Annotated in this window: 11 protein-coding genes; 6 read left to right on the top strand and 5 right to left on the bottom strand. The window is 34.5% G+C overall.

Annotation, left to right across the window (positions count from 1 at the left end):
- Nucleotides 1–13: 13 nt before the first annotated feature.
- Entirely contained in the window at nucleotides 14–1,984 is a 1,971-nt protein-coding gene (locus UH7x_RS06960; RefSeq protein WP_482362998.1) for a hypothetical protein, read from the bottom strand.
- A 337-nt stretch (nucleotides 1,985–2,321) separates the two neighbouring features.
- Between UH7x_RS06960 and UH7x_RS06955 the strand changes: the two genes are divergently transcribed.
- Both UH7x_RS06955 and UH7x_RS06950 read left to right on the top strand, forming a co-directional pair.
- Nucleotides 2,322–4,523: a hypothetical protein gene (locus UH7x_RS06955; protein ID WP_482362997.1), complete on the top strand. Its 2,202-nt coding sequence runs from the start codon at nucleotides 2,322–2,324 to the stop codon at nucleotides 4,521–4,523.
- A 38-nt stretch (nucleotides 4,524–4,561) separates the two neighbouring features.
- Nucleotides 4,562–5,425 carry a glycerophosphodiester phosphodiesterase family protein gene (locus UH7x_RS06950; protein WP_482362996.1) on the top strand — a complete coding sequence of 288 codons (864 nt, stop codon included), beginning with the start codon at nucleotides 4,562–4,564 and terminating at the stop codon, nucleotides 5,423–5,425.
- A gap of 71 nt (nucleotides 5,426–5,496) precedes the next feature.
- On the opposite strand, the gene UH7x_RS06945 is transcribed toward UH7x_RS06950, so the two are convergent.
- Nucleotides 5,497–6,765, bottom strand: a complete 1,269-nt coding sequence (locus tag UH7x_RS06945) for a PQQ-dependent sugar dehydrogenase (RefSeq protein WP_482362995.1) — start codon at nucleotides 6,763–6,765, stop codon at nucleotides 5,497–5,499.
- Between the two features lie 130 nt (nucleotides 6,766–6,895).
- On the opposite strand from UH7x_RS06945, the gene UH7x_RS06940 reads away from it, so the two are divergent.
- Nucleotides 6,896–7,915 (top strand): Kelch repeat-containing protein, encoded by a 1,020-nt coding sequence (locus UH7x_RS06940; RefSeq protein WP_482362994.1) that lies wholly within the window; start codon nucleotides 6,896–6,898, stop codon nucleotides 7,913–7,915.
- Nucleotides 7,916–8,040: 125 nt separating this feature from the next.
- Complete coding sequence (locus UH7x_RS06935) at nucleotides 8,041–9,237, top strand: multiheme c-type cytochrome (RefSeq protein ID WP_482362993.1); 1,197 nt, start codon at nucleotides 8,041–8,043, stop codon at nucleotides 9,235–9,237.
- 13 nt (nucleotides 9,238–9,250) lie between these two features.
- Here UH7x_RS06935 and UH7x_RS06930 read toward each other — a convergent pair whose 3' ends face one another.
- From UH7x_RS06930 to UH7x_RS06920, 3 genes are all read right to left on the bottom strand, one after another.
- Nucleotides 9,251–11,827: a zinc-dependent metalloprotease gene (locus UH7x_RS06930; protein ID WP_482362992.1), complete on the bottom strand. Its 2,577-nt coding sequence runs from the start codon at nucleotides 11,825–11,827 to the stop codon at nucleotides 9,251–9,253.
- Between the two features lie 159 nt (nucleotides 11,828–11,986).
- Complete coding sequence (locus tag UH7x_RS06925; protein ID WP_482362991.1) at nucleotides 11,987–13,369, bottom strand: AGE family epimerase/isomerase; 1,383 nt, start codon at nucleotides 13,367–13,369, stop codon at nucleotides 11,987–11,989.
- A gap of 57 nt (nucleotides 13,370–13,426) precedes the next feature.
- Nucleotides 13,427–14,119 (bottom strand): sulfite exporter TauE/SafE family protein, encoded by a 693-nt coding sequence (locus UH7x_RS06920; protein WP_482363588.1) that lies wholly within the window; start codon nucleotides 14,117–14,119, stop codon nucleotides 13,427–13,429.
- Nucleotides 14,120–14,259: 140 nt separating this feature from the next.
- On the opposite strand from UH7x_RS06920, the gene UH7x_RS06915 reads away from it, so the two are divergent.
- A complete protein-coding gene (locus UH7x_RS06915) occupies nucleotides 14,260–16,068 on the top strand; it encodes a sodium:solute symporter family protein (RefSeq protein ID WP_482362990.1) in 1,809 nt (602 codons plus the stop codon).
- 2 nt (nucleotides 16,069–16,070) lie between these two features.
- Entirely contained in the window at nucleotides 16,071–17,168 is a 1,098-nt protein-coding gene (locus UH7x_RS06910) for an acyltransferase family protein (RefSeq protein ID WP_482362989.1), read from the top strand.
- Nucleotides 17,169–17,179 lie beyond the last annotated feature (11 nt).

The following is a 17,179-nucleotide window of genomic DNA, read 5'->3' as shown; positions in this document are numbered from 1 at the left end:
CTTTTTTAAGGCCTTAGTCATTTTTATAGTAGTAAAAATAACCGTCTTCAGCACCTAAAAGAAGGTCTGGTTTTCCTTTGTTATCCCAATTAACAAAAGTAGGACTAGTAGTATGGCCAGCTAATTTCACATTAGAAATATCACCGTTGAATTTAAATTCAACGCTGCCTTGTGTTTGTTTAGTGTTTTCTAAAAATGCTGCATTTATTCCATTTATAACAATGTCTGTGTCGCCATCAGCATCCCAATCGCCAAAGGCTAGTTTTCTTCGACCACTACTACCAAATTTTTTCTCACTAAGCCTTAATGGACCATTCGATTTATTGATGAATTTATTTTTACGATCATAAGTACCATTTGTAGTGTTGAAAATTCGCTTGCCCGGTTTCAGCATTAAATCAGAACCATCTTTAAAACGTTCATAATAGCTTAGGTAGCCGTCTTGGTCTAGCATAACTAAATCCATTAGTCCGTCTTTATTCCAATCAATAGCATTTGGTGTTGTTCGCCATTGTGTCGCTAGTGTATTTGGTTCAGGGTCCCACCAATACCATTCAGGCTTTGGTGTTTCTTCATTCCACTTTACCTTTATAGGTTTTTCTTTACTCAATTTTGGGTTTCCTTTTGTGCCAATGTTTTCATACCAAACAACTTTTCCCCAAACAGAATTTACAAGAATGTCTTTTAACCCATCGTTGTTCCAATCTTCAACAGACAAAGTAGTATATCCCCATTTAGCTTCACAAGGCCCTTGAATAGAACCGCTTTTACCTGCTTGTATTCTTATGACTTCACCATCGTTTTCTAAATATTTTGGAGCATCCCATTTAGGAGTGTCGGCGCCGTCTAAATTTTCAATAAATGAAAGATAACCGGCGGAGTTTCCACAGATTAAATCTTCATCGCCATCATCATCCCAGTCAGTGCTAAACGGAGTTACAAGTGCTCCAAATTTAACATGTTTTGCTTTTTGTTTAAAGTATTTTGGGTTTTCAAAAACAGGCATACCTTTGTTTTTTTTGCCAGTATTTTCTACAAATGCCACACGCCCATCTTCATCACCTACTACCAAATCAATGTCACCATCTTTATCCCAATCTAATGAAACAGGAAGTATCATTTCCAAATCCATTGTTAGTACTCCAGTTTTGTTTTCTAGAAATTTTCCTTTTGCATATTTTGGTTTTTCGCGTGTGCCAATATTTTCAAAATATGTAAACTTGTCTAGAAACTCACCGCAGATAATGTCTAGATCACCATCATTGTCATAATCATCAAAATTTGGGGAAGGAGCGCCATAAACATCAATGGGTTCATTGCCAGCAAGTATTTTATCTTTCAATTTATATTCACCATTATCATATTCAATAAGATATACGTAACCATGCAGTGGTCCATTTGTCCACACTCCATTTTCATCAAAAGCATTGTCCCACCCGTAATCTTCTCCATCTTGTATGCCGACAATAATATCTAAATCACCATCATTTTCGTAATCGACGTATTTCCATTGATTAAACCGAATGTTGTTATGTAGTTCTGAAAAAGTATCACCTGGAAAGAGAGATGCTCCTTTAGTATTAAATGAAGATTTAAAATCTAAAAGCTCTTTGCCTGGTTTTAAAAATCGGGGTTCACCATCAACATAAGAAACTTGTATGTGTTTAATTGGTTTACTCACTTTAACCGGTGGTTCAAAAACAGGAAATGCTTCACCACTTTTATTTTCAAAAAAGAAGATGCCATTAAAAGGAACGTCGTTACAAGAAACTAACAGGTCTAAATCCCCATCATCATCATAATCAATAGGAAGCGGTGATGCCCACAAACCTACACCTAAATCTACTGTAAGGCCTGGGTTATTGTAGGCGAGTCGTTCAAATTTAGGTGATATAGTTGAAGTATAGTTGTTTGAAACATCTTGCACATCATAGGCTAGAATAAGAAATAAAGTAATTAAAAAAAGTGGTTTGTTCCAATTCATAGTTCTATAATCAAATCTGGTTTCGGATTATAATAAATGTACTAATGATAATGGTATTTTACCACATGATATTTGATTTATTTATATGGAAAATTAACCTAATTCAATGTAATTATACTAAAAGTTCAAAAACATAAATTTTCAATTTTTTCTTTAGTATTGACCGTATTTTCGAGTGGTAGTCAATGTTTTTACAGAATATATATTAATATTTTAGTGTTTGTATTAATTTTGGCAGCATTATTTAAGTCAATATTTAATGTATTTTAATCAATAATGATGAAGTAAGCCCTTTAGTATATAGGTAATTTTATCCACTGATATAATCCTATCTATTATGAGAAAATTAATTGTTATTGCGTGTTTAATATTGTCTATAAATACAAATGCACAGGAGTACGTTGATGTGCCATTTCTTCAAGATTATGCTGAAAAATTTGAATTGAACGATGCGAATAAGAACGCAAACTTGTTACAAGTGCGAAGTGATCGTAATTTGGCAATAAAGGTGCTTTCTGCAGATGGATTGTTAAATGCGTTTGAAAATGAGTTATCCACAGATTTACAATACAGACCACTAACAGATATGAATATTATAGCTTTTGATAGCTATAAAAATCAGTTTGTTTACTTAACAGATACTTTAATTTTAAGTAATGCTTGGGGTGGTACTTTTGAAGTGGAGCATGGTTTAACAGCACCAACGCATTTTGCGATGGGCCCTGATTTTACAACATTGGTATCATCAGCGAATACATTAAAATTAATTAATAAAGAAGGAAAAACCATTTGGGAAACCGAACAAAATGGATTGAATCTTATATCAATAGCATACGACGAAAATGAAAACAGGTTTTTAATTTTAGATAAGGGAGCTATTTATGTTGTTTCTCTTGTAAAACCCGAATTGAAAAAGATATATACTGGGTCAAATCTTACTGCGGTTGCGCTTTTTAAAAATGATTTTATAGTAGGTACAGAAAATGGGGTTATTACGTTGACGGGTGATACCGCAATAGCTGGTGATATTAATGAAAAATTACCATGGACAGAGATTACAGCAGTTAAAAGTATAAATGACGCACTTTGGTTTGGTTCTACAAAAGGCGCTTTTAAATTACGTGAAGATGGTAAGTATGATTATTATGCATCTAAGCGTTGGTTGGTTGATGATGAAGTTATTGATATTGCTGAAGGTCCAGAGAATAGCGTTTTGATAGCTACAAAAACTGGTATGTCACAAATTAAATTTGTGCCGATGACTCTTGCCGATAAAGCCGCGTATTATCAGAAAATACAAAGACTAAGACATGTTCGTTACGGTTTTACGGCGAATCTTGAATTGAAAGTTCCTGGTGATTTAACTAGTGGTTATTATCATGATACAGATAATGATGGCTTATGGACATCAATGTATTTAGCTGGGGAGTTGTATCGCTATGCTGTAACAAAAGATGAAGATGCAAAACAAAATGCGTATGAAGCTTTTGAAGCAATGGAAAGATTAACTGCACTTCCGCCTATGAGTGGTTTCCCTGCAAGATCATTTGAACGTGATGGTTATGAAGTAGGTTTGCATGCCAACGGATTTTCCGAAGAATGGTATGAAAAACATGTAGCTGAAAATGGAAGAATTTGGCAATTAGCTGCAGATAAAAAATGGCGTTGGAAATCTACAACTAGTAGTGATGAAACTTGTGGACATTTCTATGTTCATGCGCTTTTCGCTGAGTTAGCGCCGGATCAAGAATGGAAAGATCGCGCCATACATCAAATTAAAATTCAGATGGATCATATTATGGATAATAATTGGTATTTGGTTGATTGGAATGGGAAGCCAACCGCTTGGGGAAAATGGAATCCAAAATACGTAAATAGCTTTCCTATAAATGTGGGTGATAGAAGATTGAATTCCACGCTTATTCTTTCTTTTTTACAAACTACCTATCATTTTACAAAAGACGAAAAATATAAAAAGGCGGCTTTAAAATTAATTAAAAGATATGGTTATGATGAAAATGCAAATAGACCAGCAACTACAATCGGTTTTGAAGAGGGTGAGTATTTAAGTGATAAATGGAATCACTCTGATGATGAAATGTACTTTTTAACTATCCCAGGTTTTGTTAATTATTCATTTTCAGAAGAACAACGAGCAAAGCATTTCGAAACTGTAAAAAGCCACTGGGAAATTGAGCGTTCGGAAAAAAACCCGTTATGGAACTACTTGTTTGCATTAACAGGCGCAACGGAAGTTGATGTTGAAGAATCTGCGTGGAACCTTCGTGAATATCCGTTGGATATGATAGATTGGAAAATAGATAATAGTCATCGTAAAGATTTAGTTGAAATTGAACCCAACTTTAGAAGTCAAACCTATTCAGAAGTATTGCCTCAGGATGAGCGTGTTTTGCATAAACATAATGGAGCTTATCGAAATAACGGGGGAAATGCGAAACAAGAATACGCACCTTATATTTATTTGTTGCCTTATTGGGCGGGCCGCTATGCTGATTTAATTAGTGAGCCTAAACAATAAAGAATTTAGATTTTTTTTAAGTGAAAATTATATAAATAATGAGAAATTTTAAGTACTTAATTCTTTTTGTTGGGATCATTTTTATGTCCTGTGCAAGCGTAAAAAATAAAACGGATTTACCTGAAGTTTTACGTTTGTTTCATGCTCCTAGTTCAAATACTGTTCTTGTGGCTGCCCATAGAGGAGCGCACAATGGTAATTTTGAAAACTCTATTGCCTCAACAAAACATGCTATAAATATTGGTGTTGATGTTATTGAGGCTGATGTAAAAACAACTAAAGATGGCTTTCTTATTTTAATGCATGATTCTAGTATCGATAGAACTACTACTGGGAAGGGCAAGGTTGAAGAGTTAACTTTTGCAGAGATTAGAACATATAAGCTTAAAACACCTGATGGAAAAAAAATAAGCAAAGAAACTATACCAACTTTTGAAGAGTTTTTAAAGGTTGCCAAAGGGAAAATAATGGTGGATATTGATATGAAAACGGATAATGTTGAAGGTATTTTGGCTGCACTAAGAAAAACAGGAACAAGTAGTGAAGCGTTTTACTTTGATAACGATTATGAACAATTGGACAGAATACTAGAACTTGATAAATCAGCTAAATTAATGCCAAGAGCCTATAATTACCATATGGCAGATTCGGCAATTACGAGATATGCACCACCGGTAGTTCATATAGATTCAAAATTCTATACACAAGAGTTAACCGATATGCTTAAAAAAAACAATGCTAGAATCTGGATAAATACGTTGGGTGATTCAGATTCACTAATTCGCATTGGTAAGGGGGAGAAAGTGCTTGATGAGGTTCTAAAATACGGTGCAAATATGATACAAACCGATGAGCCAGAATTGTTGCTACAAATGTTGCGTTCTAGAAATTTACATCATTAAATAATAAGATTTCTACTAATCTCCGAAACTGTAAATAGTAGAAATCTTATTTATATCTATAACTAGTATATTTAAAAAGTAATTTTAAATATACTACCACCAAAATCATCAGCTACATAAAGTGCTCCATCTGGTCCTTGTGCTAATCCACAAGGTCTGTGCTTTAAAACATCATCAGGTTTCGAAGCATCAATACCTGCAAAGTTATCTAAGAAAATTTCCCATTCTCCAGAAGGTTTCCCATTTTTAAAAGGAACGAAGGCTACAAAAAATCCTTTATCAATTTCTTTAGATTGGTTGTGAAATGCAATGAATGCTCCATTTTTATATTTTTCAGGAAACATATTTCCTGTGTAAAATAATACATCATTTGGTCCTAAATGCGCTGGAAAACCTACAAGAGGTTCAATGAATTTTTCGTCGCTTATTTTTTCGCCATCACCGCCATATTCTGGAGCAAGTACTCTTTTGTTTTTTTGATGATCATAATAAGTCGAAGGCCAGCCTGCATCATCATTTTCCTTTAACTCGTAAAATGTTTCAGATGGCAATTCATCATTTTGTTTTGCAGTAAATAAATCAGGGTAATAATTACTTAAACCTCCTCTTCCATGATCTGTAGCGAATAACGAATTGGTTTTAAAATTCCATGCTAGTCCAACTGCGTTTTTAAGACCTGTTGCATATCTTGTGCCATCGGAAAATGTCTGATTAAGCTTGTTGACATTAAATTTCCATATGCCGCCAGCAGAATCTAAAATTACACAAGGTATCATCCCTTTCTCTGTTTCTTGATCTCTACAGGCATCGTTCCAAGAACCAATAGTTACATAAAGATTGTCATCGTTGTCTATTGCAAAAGGTTTTGCATTGTCTCGACCCATATCAATAAGGCCGTCAACTATTTTTTCAGGATTTTCAGTGTCAATAATCTCATTGCTTTCATTTAACTCATATCTGTACACACCTGAATTAGATGAGGCATATAAGTAACTGCCCTTAGCTAGTATTCCGGTTCCTGGTAGTTCAGAAAAAGCTTTTTGTTCATCAATAACACCATCTTGGTTACTGTCTTTTAATAGAAGAATACTCTTGCCATCTTCTAGTCCAGATCTGTTAGCATAAATGTCTCCGTTTTCAGTAACCGTTAAATGTCTAACTTTTCCTAAATTTTTTCCAATCTCTTGAACTGAAAATCCTTCAGGGGCTTTTAAAAAAGTGTCGTTAACTGGTTTTTTTACTACTTCTTTAGACTCGCTTTTACACTGAATTAATACCGCTGTAAAAAGAAGTATGGAGGCGTGTTTCAATAATTTTTTGATGATGTTTGTTGTTTTCATTATGAATTCTTAGTTGGTTGGAATGATTGATAAAGTTACTATTTTCAAAGTCATTATTGGAAAAAAGACTACGTGATTTTTATTGCTAACTTAGAATGCTTTTAAATGATAAAATTGTAAAGAATAGATAATGAAAAATTATATATTAATTATATGTTTTTTGGTTCTTCTCGGTTGTAATGAAACTAAAAAATCAAGTGAAACAGAAAACAAAGAAAAAAAAACTAAAACGGCAGAATGGAGTGTCGTAAAACCTGAAATGGATACTAAACCAGTTGAACGACATGAAGCAGCATTTGTTAAAGTGAAGGATAAATTTTATTTGCTTGGAGGAAGGGGAATTCGACCAGTTAGTATATTTAACCCAGAAACTATGTTGTGGTCACAAGGTTCAAAACCGCCGATAGAACTGCATCATTTTCAGCCGGTGGTATTCGATGATAAGATTTATATAATTGCAGCCTTAACTGGTGGATATCCAAAAGAAAAGCCTACAGATTTTATATACATCTATGATTCTGAAACCGACTCATGGTCGAAAGATAATCCTATTCCTGAAGATAGAAAAAGAGGTTCCACAGGAAACGTATTGCATGAAGGAAAAATTTATATATCCTGTGGAATAAAGAATGGTCATATAGGAGACCATAAGAATTGGATGGATAGCTATGACCCAAAAACAGGAGAATGGGAAATGTTATCAGATGCTCCAAGATCAAGAGATCATTTTCAAGCTGTACAAGTAGATGATAAAATATACTTAGCTGCAGGAAGAAATACTGGTAAATTTCCTGAAGATGGATTTGCAGGTACTATAGCTGAGGTTGATGTTTATGATATTGCATCCAATACTTGGGTAACTTTACCAAACAATATTCCTACGGAAAGAGCAGGTACTGCAGCAATCATTTATAAGGGTAAAGTTGTAATTGCTGGTGGTGAATCTAGCGCGCAAGAAAAGGCACATTCGCAAGTTGAAGCTCTTGATGTAACTACAGAGAGCTGGGAAGATATTGCTTTTCTAAATGAAGGTAGGCATGGTACTGGTTTGTTAGAATATAAGGGTGCTTTGTACATTGCTTCTGGTTGTGGAAATCGAGGTGGAGAGCCAGAACTTTTTACAATGGAAAATTATAAGGAAGAAGACTAGTTGACTTTAAAAACCATTATAAATGTCGACTACTCATGTATTAAAAACTGCCGCAACTTCTTAATTCTAATATGTTTGATGTTTTAATGTTGATTAATAAAGCTTTTAAAAAAATAGCAGTAGTAATGATTGCAATTTTGGTTACAACTATAATCATCTATTGTAAAAATGATAAAAGTGAATTTTATTCTCCTGTTGTACTTGCTACTCATTCAAATGGCGAACAATTTGTGGGCTCGGAAACTTGTATTCAATGTCATGAGGATATTTACAATTCACATATAGAAACAGCTCATTTTAACACCTCTGCAAAGGCGAGTATTGAGAATATTAAAGGCAACTTTTTAGATCATTCAAATACCTTAGATGTAGAACAAGTTTTGTTCACAATGGAGGCTAAGGATAGCTTGCTTTACCAAAGCATTAAGATTAAAAATAGGCTTACTGAGATTGCTCCTAAAAAATTTGATGTAGTTATTGGTTCTGGAGTAAGAGGTCAATCTTATGGTACTTGGCAAGATAGTGCGCTTTTTCAATTACAGACTTCATACTACACTCCTGCAGATAGTTGGGTGCTTAGTCCAGGATTTCCAAATTATTATGATGACCCGAGACCTTTGCGCGATGCTTGTTTAAAATGCCACACGACATTTGTGAAAAATATTGAGTTGGATGGAAATAGAAATCATTATTATAGAAATCAAATGATCTATGGAGTTGATTGTGAAAGATGCCACAGGCCAGCAGCAAAACATGTTAAATTTCATGTGAATAACCCTGAGCAGAAAGAAGCAATGTTCATGATAAAGATTGACTCACTTTCGAGACAACAACGATTAGATGTTTGTGCCCAATGTCATTCAGGTAAGCGTGAATTGACCCTCAAAGGAAATTCGTTTTCTTTTGTTACAGGAGAAAATTTGGCCGATTATTCTCGAAATGCCAATCAAGTTTCTAAAGATGAAATTTTAGATGTACATGGTAATCAATATGGATTATTAATTGAAAGTGAATGTTTTAAAAAGACTGACCATCTAGATTGTAATACCTGTCATAATTCACATAAAAATGAGCGCGGTAAATCAGATAATTTTAATCTCAAGTGTGTTTCTTGTCATAACACAACTATTGTTAATTGTAGTGCAAAGGAAACTGAGATAAGTAAAATGAATAATAATTGTATCGCTTGTCATATGCCTTTAAGTGCATCAAGTTCTATGACGGTTCAATTATCTGAAAAAGATAGTCTTGAAACATCATTTTATATCAGAACACATTTAATTGGAGTTTATCCGGAAGAAAGAATCAGTAGTGTAAAGTAAAATTAGAAGAATTTTATTCGTTGCTATCTTCTACATCACCTTGAATAGTATTATCGCGAATAAGCGGAACAAATAAAGGCCTAGCATCATCTGTATCGCCCACTACATCTTCAATTTCACGTTTTAGATATTGTAAATGTGCAATAGTTAAGCGGTCAGTCATTACCGGAAGTGTTCTTTTAATATTGCTTTGAAGTGATAATAGATTATTTAGCGCCAGTGATCGTACGTCGGTATTCGAAGTATAGCCTTCAGATAGTTTTGCTAAAATTCCTTCAACCATACCATCTGCTTCTTCAGGTTTGTAAAGGTTAATCATATTAGCAACATAGGCTTTTTGTAATTTTCTTTTATATGAATTAGTTTGGTAGAAAACATTCATTTCACCCCAAACAAGTTTTGTTAAATCATCTATATATTCTTCAGGGCGATACGGATTTTCATTCTCATAACGCTCAGCAATAAATGTCATTCTACTTAATCTGCTACCACCAAGAAGGTTCATCATAACACTTTCCATAGTCTTAGTTACAGACTCTTTTGATTGTGGTGACTGTATTGCATTTAAAATGTCATTTCTTAGCAGCCATTTTGGTTCTTTGAAAATGTGGTTGTTTAAAAAGGCTAATGCTTGTTTTTGTGTTTGCTTTGGTACCAAACGATAGATCTCACCTTCTTCACTCATTGTTTTTGGTGTTACATAAATACCGCCAATATTTTTGGTTACATGAAAGATATAATCACTGTATTGGTTAACTAAGGCTTTGTAGATGTCATCTAGATTTGAATAATCGTCACTATTGCGTTCTTTAACCCATTCCCGAACACAGGGAGCAATTCGCTGAAGATTTAAAATTCCGTAATTACTAGCAATCATAGCATCGTCACCTAAATCTTCTGTTTGTGAGCGAGGATCAAAATCTCTGCCTTCGCCACCAAACCACAATCTTTTGTTTGCTGCAATACTATCTGTTACCATTTGGCTCATTAGTTCTTTCTCATCCGAAAGCGCTAAATCTTCAGGTAATCTAGAATACCCCCATTGAATAGCCCATTTGTCGTAGTCACCTATTCTTGGCATTAAATCTTTAACAGGAATATTATCTTCGGGTTGTGCTACATAATTAAAACGGGCATAATCCATAATTGAGCTGGTGTGCCCATTTTTTTCTAACCATTCCGCATCACGTAGCTTTTCAACTGGTGTTGCAAAACTTGCGCCCATATTATGTCGTAACCCTAAAGTATGTCCAACTTCATGTGCACAAACGAAGCGAATAAGATCGCCCATTAATTCGGGATCAAATTCCATATGCTGTGCACGTTCATCTACGGCGCCAGCTTGAATCATATACCAACTGTGTAAAAGGCTCATTAAATTATGATACCAACCAATGTGACTTTCTAAAATTTCACCACTTCTTGGGTCAACAATATTTGGGCCATAGGCATTTTTAGAAGGTGAAGCGAAATAACGTAAAACCGAGAATCGGGCATCTTCTAGACTCATGTCTGGGTCGTTCTCTGGCCATTCTTTACCAACAATTGCATTTTTGAAACCTGCTTGTTCAAAGGCAACCTGCCAATCGTTTATCCCTTTTATTAAGTATGGTCTCCATTTTTTAGGAGTTGCGGGGTCAATATAATAGACAATTGGTTTTTTTGGTTCAACAAGCTCACCGTTTTTCCATTTTTCAATGTCCTCTGCTTTTGGTTCTAATCGCCAACGATGTATGTACGTGTTACGGTCTACTTTCTGTTGGTCATCGCCATATTCTAAATAAGAACTAGCAAAATAGCCTACACGAGTATCGTAATAGCGTTTGCGCATTGGTTCTTTAGGCAATAAAACAAATGAGTTGTTTATTTCAAGCGTAACAACCCCAGCTAAAATGGCCGCAGGTAATTCTTTTCTTCTTTTTTTAATTACAGATTTCGCTTTGTATGTTTTTACCGTACGTATTTCTGTGTTCATTGGAAATGTGCTAATCTCTTTTATATAAGATTTATCACTTTCCAAAGAAGATAGTTTATAAGAATCTTTTTGGGCACTGCTTAAAGCTAATAATGGATTTTCACTATTGATGAATTTTGTAACATCAATAACAAAAGATTTTTTCTTTTCATTGTCCGCTTTAATTTCGAACGATTCTAAAATTGGTGTAATATTCGAATTGTTAACAGCTTTAGAAATAGCATCGTCTTCGTCTGCAGAACTGACCAATGTAGAAATACGAAGGAAGATATTGTTGTTAGGGCCCTTTTCAAAAACAATAGTATTTTCACCTATTTTCTCACCACCATAACTTGCTGCGCCTGAAGGTGTTTTTATAAAACGTGTTACGACTAAAATTTCACGATTTAATAAATCTTCTGGGATTTCAAAATAGTACTTCTGCTTTATCTTATGAACATCAAAAAGCCCATCGGTAGAAATTGCGTCACTAGGTATAAGTTGATCATAAGCCTTGGCTTTTGATACCACCTTTATTTTGCCTGTTTCTTTCTTAGCTTCCTTGTTAAATAAATTAACTGATTGGCAAGAAGTTACCAGACAAAAAATTCCAACTATTCCTAACAAAAATCTCATAAATAGCGAACGCTTCAAACTTGGGTTTAGTATTGTAAACAACCTGTGATTATATACGGAGTATATAATTTTACAGATGTTCTACAATTCTACATAAATATAAGGGATCTATGTTTGTAGTTAAAAATCTGAAATGTTAAGCATTTTAGAAATTTTATTTTAATGAGTTTCCTGTGTTAGCACAAATTCACCTTTTAGCATTTGAATAACATTAATAAGCGACCTTATATTATGGTAATTTACTTTCCAAATTTGAGCTTTTGCTTTTTTGTTTGCCTCCGGATTGGTGTCTAAACCTTCATCGTACCAACCTTTGTGTTCATGGTCAATCATGTTTTTCTTAATGTATTGCCATTGTTTTAGAAACAACTTGTAATATTCTGGACTCTTTGGATACAATTTAGACATCAAAAATAGCGAATTGAGTCCTTCGGCTTCGGTCCACCAAACTTTATCTCTTTTTACCACTGTACATGTATCAGCGTCATAATAATAACCGCCGTCATAAAAGCCACCTTCTTCTTTATCCCAGCCTTTTGTAATGCCATGGTCTACCATTTGTTTTGCCTTGACCTCAGTTAGTGTGTCATTTTTTCTACCTAGAATATGAGATGCTTCCAGCATAAGAAATGCCGTTTCTACATCATGGCCAAAAGAAACGTGGTCTAAACTGAAATTTTCTTTTTTATAAGTTTCCGAGGAGTCTTTAAAAGTAACAGGGGTCCAATCACGATGCAGATGTAATGTTAAGTACCCCTTTTCAGTTGTTATTGTATCACGAATTAAAACTAATAGCTCTTCCAAACGTTCTTTTACCAATTTATTTGGCCACACTTCGTAAAGCGCTGTAAGGCATTCTAAAAGGTGAATTGATGAGTTTTGGTCTTTCCAATCTTTTCTATTAAAATTGTCATAATCCTTATTTTCTGAAATGTCTAGCATCCATGAGCCATCTTGCTGCAAAACATCAAAATATCCTTTGTAAATTGAATCATGGGCATGTTCTTCTATCCATGCAAATGTTTTTTTTGCTAATTCGAGGGCTTCTGTATCGTTAGACACTTTGTAATAAGTAGCCAAGCCATAAATGGCAAATGCATTGCCGTAAGTGCTTTTGTTTTTAGAAAGTATTTTTAACGCATCATTTTCAAAACCTACCAATGTGTGAAAACCACCATTAACTGAGTCCCACATTTTGTCCCGTAAAAAATGGTATCCATGTTTTGCAATTTCCTCATAATTGTTGTCTTTATAGAATTGAGCTAGGACTGAAGTGGTCCAGACATGACGTGCCTGACTAACAATCATCTTGTTTTGAGCTCCTTCTTTATCCCATTTGTAATTGTAATCAGACCAAAAACCACCATTTATTGTGTCAATAGTTTTTGGATACCAGACATTAGTTAAATTTTTTAACTCGTTTTCTATTTCAGATAAGATGGAATCTTCATCGGCAGGTAGATTATTTTCTTTTTGTTTGCATGATACAATTACAAGTAAGCCTACAATAATGGATGTTAAATAAACGATTTTGATTTTCATAATAGCTAATGTTGGCATTCTATTAGCTTAAATCTAGTCATTATTTTTGGATGCACATTATCTAAAAAATATTAATAAGGCACCTATGGCAGTTAGAATAAGAATCATTTTTCGGTAAAAGTTTTCTTTGATGATTTTAACCAATTGTATGCCAATAAATAGTCCAATAAAAATTGCTGGGATAAGTTTTAAATCGAGTAAAAAACTTTCCTTAGTAATTGTACCCCAGGCCCAAATATGAAAGGGTAGTTTGAAAATATTGATGATAAAGAATAACCAAGCAGCGGTACCTATAAATTCGTTTTTAGGCAAACGCATGGCTAGGAAAAAGATATTTGCAAAGGCACCAGCTAAATTTCCAATCATAGTTGTTATGCCAGCCATAATTCCCATAAAACCTGCAAATGCCCAGTGAGTTGGTACTTTCTTAGATTTTTTTGTATCCCACCAGTACATCATAATCACACTGCCTAAAATAATAATAGCCATGCCAATTTTAAAGGTGGTTTCGTCTAAATCTTTACCGATAAAGACACCAATAAGTACACCAAGCATCATCCATGGAAGAAATCGAATAATATATTTCCACTGGGTATGTCTGTTGTAATAAATGACTGCGAATATATCACCGACGATAAGCAGCGGTACAATAATGCCTGTTGACTCCTTTGCACCAAAGGCTAAAGCCATTAAAGTGACTGTTATTATTGCAATTCCTTTGATTCCTGATTTAGATATTCCTACTACCATGGCGGCAGTAAAGGCTAGTACCCAAGCTGTTGTGGAAACTTCACTTGTTATTAATGAATACACTAGTTGTGGTTTGGTTAACAAGCTTCAAAAATATGCTAAAAAGTAATATCTTTAGCGAATAGCCAAAACCCGCTTTTATGGAATTAAGTACGCTCGATTACAGTTTTATTATAGTATTCTTTTCTCTTGTCCTAGGAATAGGAATTTATGTTTCGAAAAAATCAGGTAAAGATTCAAATGAATTTTTTCTATCAGGAAGAACAATGCCATGGTGGTTATTAGGTTTGTCTATGGTGGCAACCACTTTTTCAACTGATACCCCGAATTTAGTAACAGACTTTGTTCGAGATAAGGGTGTTTCGGGAAACTGGGGTTGGTGGTGTTTTTTATTAACGGGAATGCTTACTGTTTTTGTTTACGCAAAACTTTGGCGTAAATCTAATGTGAAAACTGATCTGGAGTTTTATGAACTACGTTATGGTGGAAAGCCAGCTAGTTTTTTAAGAAAATTTAGAGCAATTTATTTAGGCGTTGTTTTTAACGTCATCACTATGTCTGCCGTGACACTTGCCGCTATAAAAATTGGTGGTATAATGTTGGGTCTTGAAGATTGGCAAACTGTTATTGGTGCAGGTCTAATCACCGTAGTGTTTAGTGCTTTAGGAGGCTTTAAAGGTGTAGTGTATACAGATTTTTTGTTGTTTTTTGTTGCAATGGCTGGCGCAATTGGCGCAGCATATTATTTAGTGAATATTCCAGAAGTTGGAGGTGTTCAAGCAATGTTAGCAAATGATTTAGTTGCCTCTAAAATGAATATTCTGCCTGATTTTAGTGACACTAAGATGGTAATTACCCTATTGATAATTCCGTTGGCGGTACAATGGTGGAGTTCTTGGTACCCCGGTGGCGAGCCTGGTGGCGGCGGCTATATTGCTCAGCGAATGTTAGCGGCCAAAAATGAAAATCATGCTATAGGTGCTACATTCTTTTTCAACATCATGCATTATGCTTTACGTCCTTGGCCATGGATTTTGGTGGCACTAGCTTCACTGGTAGTTTATCCTGATATTGCTAGTATATCGGAAGCATTTCCAAATGTACCTGCAGATAAATTAGGCCATGATTTGGCTTATTCTGCGATGTTAACTAAGTTGCCAAGTGGGTTATTAGGTTTGGTTTTAGCTTCACTTGTTGCTGCTTACATGAGTACGATTTCTACACAATTGAACTGGGGGTCATCATATATCGTTTTTGATTTCTATAAACAACAAGTAAATCCTGATGCAACAGAAAAACAATTAGTTGCAGTAGGAAGAATTTCTACAGTTGTTTTAATGGTGTTGAGTGCTTTTTTAGCATTAGCTATGCAAAATGCGCAACAAATTTTTGAATTATTATTGCTTTTTGGAGCGGGTACTGGATTAATATTTATTCTACGTTGGTTTTGGTGGCGGATTAACGCATGGACTGAAATTTCTGCGATGTTTGCTTCGGGTATTTTATCCATATTATTAAAAGCTACATCATTTGGGGCTTTTTTGTTTGCTACAGATACTGGTATTTTTCCAGATTGGGGCGAGATTCCTTTTGTTATGATAGTTACCACCACAGTTTGGTTAATTGCTACTTATACAACTAAACCAGAATCAGATGAAGTACTTCGTTCATTTTATAAAAAAATACAACCAGGTGGTCCAGGATGGCAAAAAGTGGTTGATGATGCCAAAGTAGATAATGTGGAAATTGATGAAGGTGAAAAATGGAGTGTGCCATCAGGGATAACAGCAATGTTGTTAGGTGTTGTGCTGGTTTATTCTATGATGTTTGCTACAGGGTATTGGATTTACGGGCGAACTACTGATGCACTAATTTTAACTGCAGTTGCCCTAGTTTCTGGAGCGTTATTGGTATTTACTTGGAATAAAATGAAAGAGCATATTCTATAATTATGGCAAGTTTGAGTAATAGAATACAATCGGTTGACATCTTTCGGGGGATGACCATAGTATTAATGATTTTAGTTAATACTCCTGGTACTTGGACTGCTGTATATCCACCATTTAGGCATGCTGAATGGCATGGGATTACACCGACTGATTTAGTTTTTCCATTTTTTTTATTTATAGTAGGTACATCGATAGCTTTTGCCTATAAGAACAGAGAAATTAATGCTGGCACCTATAAGAAAATTACAATTCGTTCCTTAAAGTTGATTGGTTTAGGACTTTTTCTTGGAGCTTTTTTAATAAGCTTTCCTTTTATTAAAGATTTTGGAAATATTCGTTTTCCTGGAGTGTTACAGCGCATTGGGGTAGTATTCTTTTTTGCTTCAATTTTGTTTATCAATTTTAATTGGAAAACATTAATAGGGATTTGTCTAACACTCTTAATAGGGTATTGGTTAATAATGGTATTTATTCCTGTTAATGGCATAGAATCTACGCTAGAGCGAGCTCCGAATAATTTTGCTAATTGGTTAGATGTTCAAATTTTTGGCTCACATAATTATAAAGCAGATTATGACCCAGAAGGCTTTTTAAGTACAATACCATCTATTTGTAGTTCACTGTTGGGTATTTTTACTGGACTCTTATTAACGTCAAAACAAGAAAAAAAAGCTACGTTATTAATGGGCATTGGAGGGTCTTTTTTAATTATTGGGCACCTTTGGGATATAGTTTTTCCAATAAATAAAGCACTATGGACAAGTAGTTTTGTACTAGTTACAGCAGGTTGGGCTAATTTAATTCTCGCATTAATTTATTATTTAACTGATGTAAAAGGCTATAAGTTTGGTAGTATTTTTAGATATGCTGGTGCTAATGCCATAACACTCTATTTTCTGTCTAGTTTTATTAGTAAAATTTTAGGTCAGATTAAAGTTACAGAAGACACTTCGCTCCATGGTTGGCTTTTTGATACCATTTATGTGCATGACTTTATTTCATTGGAATTATCTTCACTATTATACGGATTAACCGTTGTGTCCTTTTACTGCTTATTAGCATATGTACTTTATCAGAAGAAAATATTTATTAAAGTTTAGCATGTAGAATT

Source organism: Aurantibacter sp. UH7 (assembly GCF_056839165.1).
This window is presented reverse-complemented; position numbering and strand designations above follow the sequence as displayed.